Source organism: Gemmiger sp., assembly GCF_036306485.1.
Lineage (GTDB): Bacteria > Bacillota > Clostridia > Oscillospirales > Ruminococcaceae > Gemmiger.
In genome coordinates, this window is the sequence record NZ_JAXJZK010000055.1 from 1 (window position 1) to 5304 (window position 5304).

At 62.7% G+C, this 5304-nt stretch carries 5 protein-coding genes; all 5 read left to right on the forward strand.

What is annotated here, in order from left to right:
- On the forward strand, positions 1–570 hold a 570-nt coding region (locus U0L91_RS11880), incomplete at its 5' end, for a hypothetical protein (protein ID WP_330047217.1).
- Between the two features lie 47 nt (positions 571–617).
- Complete coding sequence (locus U0L91_RS11885) at positions 618–2129, forward strand: phage tail sheath family protein (RefSeq protein WP_330047219.1); 1512 nt, start codon at positions 618–620, stop codon at positions 2127–2129.
- A complete protein-coding gene (locus U0L91_RS11890; protein ID WP_008981423.1) occupies positions 2129–2641 on the forward strand; it encodes a phage major tail tube protein in 513 nt (170 codons plus the stop codon). The genes U0L91_RS11885 and U0L91_RS11890 overlap by 1 nt, the downstream gene beginning before the upstream one ends.
- 55 nt (positions 2642–2696) lie before the next feature.
- Complete coding sequence (locus tag U0L91_RS11895) at positions 2697–3104, forward strand: early nodulin 20 (N-20) (protein ID WP_330047221.1); 408 nt, start codon at positions 2697–2699, stop codon at positions 3102–3104.
- Between the two features lie 112 nt (positions 3105–3216).
- Positions 3217–5304 (forward strand): phage tail tape measure protein (locus U0L91_RS11900; protein ID WP_330047223.1); only part of this gene is annotated, 2088 nt, incomplete at its 3' end.

Here is a 5304-nt window from a genome sequence, read left to right on the forward strand (position 1 = left end):
GAGGTCTGCCCTCTGGTCAAGCTGAAGCTCCCCGACGACAACGCAACGGACGCCTCCTACCCATACAAGCTGGTAAACCCGGCCGCGTTCTCGCTTTTCGTACCATCGAAGGACAGGACGCCCCCGAACATCGCCGCGCCGATCCCGTCGGTCTGCGTGCAGATCGTTCAGGGCGACGACGACCTGCTCCAGAGTGCCCGAGACATCAAGATCCGGCTCTGCTTCTCAGCGTGGGATCCCGGCTACCACGGGCCCGACATCTTCAAGCCGAAGGGCGACGGCAGCGGCACCTACATCCAGCAATACAACGAGGCGGCGGCCTCCTACTTCGTGAAGAACGGAGAGGGCTGGCGTGACGCATGGAATTTTGTGGACACAGCCCTCCGGCTGATTGAAAATGCCGAGTACCTCGGCGACCTCCGCGTCATCAAGGAGAAGGGCATCACCTTCGGCCCCGTCGCGGAGCAAGACGCCGTCCCCGACTTCTACCCGTACTGGTTTGCATGGGCTGAGTTCTCCGTCGAGGAGACCATGACCCGCAACCCGAAAAGCTACCAACACCTGCTTTAAGGGCAGCCACTCGGCTGCTCTAATTTCATGCAAAGGAGGATAAGCAGATGGCAAACGAATACCTCTACGGCGCCTACGGCCACATCGGCGAGACCGTGGCACAGAGCGCCGTGCAGGCGGGCACCACGCCGGTCTATATCGGCACGGCGCCCGTCAACCTCGTGCGCGGCTTCGGCAAGGCCGGCATCATCAACGCGCCGATCAAGATCACCAGTCTGGTCGACGCGCAGAAGAAGATCGGCTACTCGTCCGACTGGGGCACCTTTACCCTGTGCGAGGCCGTGTACGCGCATTTCAACAACACCCTCGGGAACATCGGCCCGATCTACGTCATCAATGTGCTCGACCCCTCCGCGGGCAAGCACCGCAAGAAGGCGGCCACCACCAAGGCCCTCACCTTCACCGGCGGCCGCGCCGAGTTCGCCAGCGACAAGATCATCCTCGACACCCTGACCATCGCAAAGAATGACAGCGGCAACTACGTCGAGGGCACCGACTACGCTGTGGACTATAACTTCACCAAGGGCACGGTCATCATCACCAGCCTGAAGGACGATGCACAGCTCGCCGGCAGCCTGACGGCCAGCTTCAGTGAGGTGGACGACTCTGAGATCGCAGACAGCGACATCATCGGCGGCGTCACCTCCTCCGGCGAGTACAGCGGCCTGAGCGCGATCGCGCTGCTCTATCCCGAGCAGTTCGCGGTCTGCAATCTGATCGCGGCCCCCGGCTGGAGTCACAGCCCTGCCGTCTACAACGCCATGCTGACGACCTGCAAGAAGATCAACGGCCACTGGGACGCCTTCGTCGTGGCCGACCTGCCCCTCGTGGACAGCACCGCGCAGGCGGTCGACACGATCACCAAGGCGATCGCATGGAAGAAGGCCAACGCCTTCACCGACGAGCGTTCTAAGGTCTACTGGCCGCAGGCTGTGGACAACCTCGGCAACGTGTTCCACCTGAGCACGCTGGCCGTGGTCGAGCTCATGCGCGCCGACTTCAGCCACAACAGCGTCCCGATGGAGACCTGCGGCAACAAGGCGATCCCCGTCATCAAGCAGTATTTCGGCGCCAACGCGAAAAACCGCGGCTTCGACCAGCAGAGCGGCAAGGAGCTGACGCAGAACGGCATCAGCACCGCCGTGGCATGGGGCGGCGAATGGGTACTGTGGGGCGACCATACGGCTGCCTACACCTACGGCGCAGACGTGGATCCTCGCGCGATCTTCGACGTCTCCATGCGGATGCTCATGCACATCACCAACGACTTCCAGCGCGAGTGGAGCCCGGAGATCGACGAGCCCATGACCCGCGCACTGAAGGATCGCATCATCAACCGCGAGCAGGAGAAGCTCGACGGCTATGTCAGCATGGGCGCGCTGCTCGGATCCCCTGTGATCCTGTTCCTTGAGAGCGAGAACAGCACCACCGACGTGATGAATGGCGACTTCCGCTGGGACATCGCCGTCACCCCGACCCCGCCCCTCAAGTCTGCGAGCGTCTACGTCGCCTACACCGACGCGGGCTTCTCCGTCTACTACGAAGGAGGTGACGAGTAATGGCAAACCTGTGGCTCGACCTGAAGGGCCCCATCCTCGCCGATACCGTCTATGTGGACGGCGTTCTCGCCGCCAAGGACGTGACCATCGCCCTGCCTCCCGTCAACCTTGTGACGGCTGACTTCAAGGCGATGGGAACCTACACGGCGCCGCTGCCCGGCCAGATCGAGGCGATGGAGGCATCCATCACCAAGATCGGCATTGACCTCGGCCTGCGCAGCCTCGTCAAGCTGACGAGCAAGACCATCGAGATCCGCTGGGCGCAGGACGTCAAGCTCTCCGACGGCTCTACCAAGACCGAAGGCTGCAAGGCGTTCCTCCGCTGCGTCTCCAAGGGCATCCCCGGCCTGAACGTGGATCCCGGCAACGCCAGCGAGAACGAGATCGCGCTGGCCGTCAGCCGCTACCAGCTTTTCGTCGCTGGCAACGAATACTGGCTGATCGACCAGCTCAACACCATCATGCGCGTCGGCGGCGTCGACTACGCCAAGGACATCCGCAGCGTCCTGTAACAAGAAGGGCGTCGCCTCCGGGGCGGCGCCCTCTATTTATCGAAAGGAGACACACATGGAAAAGCTGACACTTCAGAACCCCATCACCATCAACGGCAAAAAGGTCAAGACTCTGACCTATGACACCGACGCGATCACCGTGGGAATGTTTGCCGACGCTGAGGCCCGCAAGCTCCGCGCGACCTCCAACAAGGGCGGCGGCAGCGCCGGCGCCTGCGAGCTCGACTACTCCCTGCACGCCTATCTCGCCATGATGGCGATCGTCGCCGTCAACAGCGACATCGACGTCAGCGACCTCGAGCGCATCAGCGGCCCCGACATCATGGAGCTTATGAGGATCGGCCGAAATTTTACTACGGCGAGGTCGGCGGCACAATCCGAGGAAAGCGGCTCGGAGAGCTCGTCCGAGACTACTCTCGAGCCTTCCACACCTCAGTCGGCGAGCTCCGACGGGAACGCCTGACCGACTTCCTGATGGAATACTACGAGGCAGCCGAGGAGGCCAAGCGGCAACGCGACAAGGCCGCCTCAATGCCCCGGAATAACTTCAGGAAATACAGAAGGAGGTGACACTGATGGCAGGCAAAAACAAGATCATGCAGGCCGTCGTCAGCTTCGCCGGCACCATCGACCCCTCCCTCGGGAAGGCGATGGACAACGTCGCGGGACACCTCGACAAAGTAAACTGGAAGGCCGTTGCCGTCGGTGCTGCCGTGGGCGGCATCGCTGTGGCGACGGGCAAGGCGGTCGTCGAGGCCGGGAAGTATCTGGCAGAGCTGGGCGACGACTACAACAAAGCCATGAACCAGCTCTCCGCATCTACCGGCTCCACCGGCGACGAGCTGGACGCGCTGGGCGAGAGTGTAAAAAACATCTACGCGCAGAACCTCGGCGAGGACTTCAACGACGTGGCCGAAGGGCTGGCCGCTACGCAGAAAGCGAGCGATCTGGCCGGCGAAGCGCTGGAGCAGGCCACCGCGGCCGGCTTCGTGCTGCGTGACACCTTCGACTACGACATCAGTGAAAGCGCCAGAGCCGCCTCGGCTCTGATGAAAAACTTCAACATCAGCGCCGAAGAAGCCTACGGCCTAATCGCCACCGGCGCACAGAACGGCGCAGACAAAAACGGCGACCTGCTCGACACCCTGAACGAATACTCGGCGCAGTTTGCGGCCCTCGGCCTGAGCGCCGACCAGTTCATGGGCTCCCTCGTGGAAGGCGCTGACGCCGGCCTGTTCAGCATCGACAAAGTGGCCGACGCCGTCAAGGAGTTCAACATCAGAGCGAAAGACGGCAGCGACAGCAGCGCCGAAGCCTTCAAGGGCCTCGGCCTCAACTCCGACAAAATGTTCGCGGCCTTTGCAGCCGGCGGCGAGACCGCGCAGGCTGCATTTTTCGACACCGTCGAGGCTCTGAACAAGCTCGAGGATCCTCTCAAGCGCAACGAGATCGGCGTCGCACTGTTTGGCTCGCAGTTCGAGGATCTGGAGGCGGGCATCCTGCCCGTGCTCGGTGACATCGAGACCGCAGCCTATGACGGCGCCGCCGCGCTCCAGCAGATTAACGACGTCAAGTACAACGACATCGGCTCTGCCTTCGAGGCGGTCAAGAGGTCGGCCGAAGTGGCCCTACTGCCTATGGCGTCGATGATCGCCAACACGCTGACATCGTTGGCCCCAATCCTGACCGACACCTTCGAGGAAATCAGCCCGGTCATCACCGACACGCTCAACGCTTGTATGCCGTTTGTGCAGGACTTCCTCGTCGGCATGGGCGACACCCTGAAGAAGGTCATGCCGATGGTCACGGAGCTGGCTGCGGGCATCCTGCCACTACTGGCTCAGCTCGTGGGCTCGTTCCTGCCGCCTCTGCTCGACCTCGCACAGCAGCTACTCCCGCCGCTCATGCAGATCGTTCAGGCTATTCTACCGCCGATCGCCAGCATCCTTGCCACCGTGCTCCCGATGCTGACGCAGATCATCTCGACTGTGCTGCCTGTGCTGGCGAACCTGATCGCCGCGCTGCTGCCGGTCATCACCCCGCTGCTGGAGGTTGCCCTGCAAATCGTCAACAGCGTCATCATGCCGCTGCTGCCTCCGCTGATGCAACTGATCGAGGCCCTGCTGCCCCCGGTCGTGAGCCTGCTCAATGCGATCATGCCGCTCCTCTCGCCCCTGCTGGCTATTCTGGAGCCCATCGCAAGCGTGCTCGGTACGATCGTCGGCTGGGTATCGAAGATTGTCAGCTTCGGCTCCGGCGTCATCAGCAAGATCGCGGGCCTGTTTGGAGGTGGAGGCGGCGGCAGCGCCAACGTCTCCGGCTATGCGACCGGCGGCTTCACGAGTGGCCCGTCCATCGCGGGCGAGGATCCGCGCTATCCGACCGAGGCGGTCATCAGTTTCAACCCTGCGTACCGCTCGCAAAACCTGTCCTACTGGGCCGAGGCTGGCCGGATGCTGGGCGCATCCAGCGAGGCCGACTACGAGCCCATCAGCAGCGGATCGGGCACGGCTGTGGTCTATGACCTGAGCGGCCTGTCCTTCTCACCTCAGATCAAGGTCGAGGGCGACACCGACGAGGACACCCTGATCCGAAAGCTCCGCGACCTCGAGCCGGAGTTCATCGACTTCATCCTCGAGGCACTCAGCAGAAGGGAGGGCGGC

Bases quoted from the DNA above. Each gene is read 5' to 3' on its own strand.
- U0L91_RS11885 (WP_330047219.1), top strand. From the start codon at position 618: ATGGCAAACGAATACCTCTACGGCGCCTACGGCCACATCGGCGAGACC.
- U0L91_RS11890 (WP_008981423.1), top strand. From the start codon at position 2,129: ATGGCAAACCTGTGGCTCGACCTGAAGGGCCCCATCCTCGCCGATACC.
- U0L91_RS11895 (WP_330047221.1), top strand. From the start codon at position 2,697: ATGGAAAAGCTGACACTTCAGAACCCCATCACCATCAACGGCAAAAAG.